General features: G+C 71.9%; 2 protein-coding genes. Both read left to right on the plus strand.

Annotated elements, in window-relative coordinates; genetic code table 11:
- Nucleotides 1-1,397 (plus strand): ABC transporter permease (locus ACR2JA_RS13105; protein WP_434009523.1); only part of this gene is annotated, 1,397 nt, incomplete at its 5' end.
- Nucleotides 1,398-1,509: 112 nt separating this feature from the next.
- Nucleotides 1,510-2,199: ABC transporter ATP-binding protein (locus tag ACR2JA_RS13110; RefSeq protein ID WP_434009524.1), on the plus strand; the 690-nt coding region annotated here is incomplete at its 3' end.

Here is a 2,199-nt window from a genome sequence, read left to right on the forward strand (position 1 = left end):
TGCTGGCGCTGTTGCCCATCATCACGCCGCCTTTCGTGGTGGGCCTGGGCCTGATCCTGCTGTTCGGCCGGGCCGGGCTGGTCAACCAAGTCCTCGAATGGGCCTTCGGCACCCCGCCCACGCGCTGGTTCTACGGCTTCTTCGGCGTGTGGCTGGCGCAGCTGTTTGCCTTCACGCCCATCGCCTACCTGATCCTGCGCGGCGTGGTGCAGGGCGTCGCGCCCAGCCTGGAGGAAGCCGCCCAGACGCTGCGGGCCAGCCGCACGCGCACCTTCTTCACGGTGACGCTGCCCCTGCTCAAGCCGGGCCTGGCCAACGCCTTCCTGATGGGCTTCATCGAGTCGATCGCCGACTTCGGCAACCCCATCATCCTGGGCGGCTCGTTCTCGGTGCTGTCCACCGACATCTTCTTCGCCATCGTCGGCGCCCAGTACGACCAGGGCCGGGCCGCCTCGCTGGCGCTCATCCTCACCGCGTTCGCGCTCGGGGCCTTCTTCCTGCAGCGGCGGCTGCTGGCCGGTGCGTCCTTCACCACGGTGTCGGGCAAGGGCGACGCCGGCGTGCCGATGGTGCTGCCCGACGGCGTGCGCCGCGCGTGCCTGGCGGTGGCCCTGCCGTGGCTGGCGTTCACGCTGGTGGTCTACCTGTTCGCGGTGATCGGCGGCTTCGTGCAGACCTGGGGCCGCGACTACACGCCGACCCTGCGCCACTTCCTGTCGGCGTTCGCGCTGCAGTGGGGCGAGCACGGCCTGGTGTGGGCGGGCTCGGCCTGGAACTCGCTGTTCACGACGCTTCAGCTGGCGGCCATCGCCGCGCCGCTGTGCGCCGGCCTCGGCCTGCTGATCGCCTGGCTGCTTGCCCGCACAGCGTTCAGGGGCCAGGCCGCGTTCGAGTTCTGCGCGCTGCTGGCCTTCGCCATCCCGGGCACGGTGCTCGGGGTGAGCTACATCCTGGCCTTCAACGTGCCGCCGTTCGAGCTCACCGGCACGGCGCTCGTCATCGTGCTGTGCTTCGTGTTCCGCAACCTGCCGGTGGGCGTGCGCGCCGGCACGGCGGCGTTCGGGCAGCTCGACCGCTCGCTCGACGAGGCCTCGGCCATGCTGCGGGCCTCCACCGCCACGACGCTGCGGCGGGTGGTGCTGCCGCTGCTCAAGCCGGCGCTGGTGGCCGCGCTGGTCTATGCCTTCGTGCGCAGCATGACCACCGTGTCGGCGGTCATCTTCCTGGTGACCGCCGAGCACCAGCTGGCCACCACCTTCATCATCGGCCGCGTCGGCAACGGCGACTACGGCGTGGCGCTGGCCTACTGCACCGTGCTCATCGTGCTGATGTCGACCGCCGCCGCGCTGATCCACCTCGGGGTCGGCGAGCGCCGGCTCGGCCGCCGCCGCAAATGACGCACCCCCTGCGCGTTTTGTACGGCCGCTCGAGGGGGCCCCGGGTGCCGCGACGCGGTGTCGAGCACGGACGGTCCCCATCCCCATCCCCAACCTTTCCTCCCCGTCCGCGATGACCCACGGCGTCGAGTTCCGGCAGATCACCAAGCGCTATGGCGGCCCGGCGTCGCCGCTGGTCGTGCAGGGCATCGACTTCACGGTGCCCGAGGGGACGCTCACCACGCTGCTGGGGCCCAGCGGCTGCGGCAAGACGACCACGCTGCGCATGATCGCAGGGCTGGAGTCGCCGACCTCGGGCCGCATCCTGATCGACGGCCGCGACGTCACCACGCTCGGTCCCGCCGAGCGCAACGTCAGCCTCGTGTTCCAGAGCTACGCGCTGTTCCCGCACCGCACCGTGCTCGGCAACGTCGGCTACGGCCTGGAGGTGGCCGGCCTGTCGAAGGACGAGGTGCGGCGGCGCGCCCGCGGCGCGTTGGCGTCGGTGGGCCTGCCCGGCTTCGACGATCGGCTGCCGGGCGAGCTCTCCGGCGGCCAGCAGCAGCGCGTGGCCGTGGCCCGCTCGCTGGTGCTGGAACCCCGCGTGCTGCTGTTCGACGAGCCGCTGTCCAACCTCGACGCCCGGCTGCGCCGCGCCATGCGCGACGAGATCCGCGCGCTGCAGCAGCGGCTGCGCCTGACCGTGGCCTACGTCACGCACGACCAGGCCGAGGCGCTGGCCGTGAGCGACCAGGTCATCGTGATGGACCAGGGCCGCATCGCCCAGGCCGGCACGCCGCGCGACCTCTACGAGCGCCCGGCC

Origin of the sequence: Hydrogenophaga sp. (assembly GCF_051007235.1) — a bacterium.
GTDB lineage: Bacteria > Pseudomonadota > Gammaproteobacteria > Burkholderiales > Burkholderiaceae_C > Hydrogenophaga.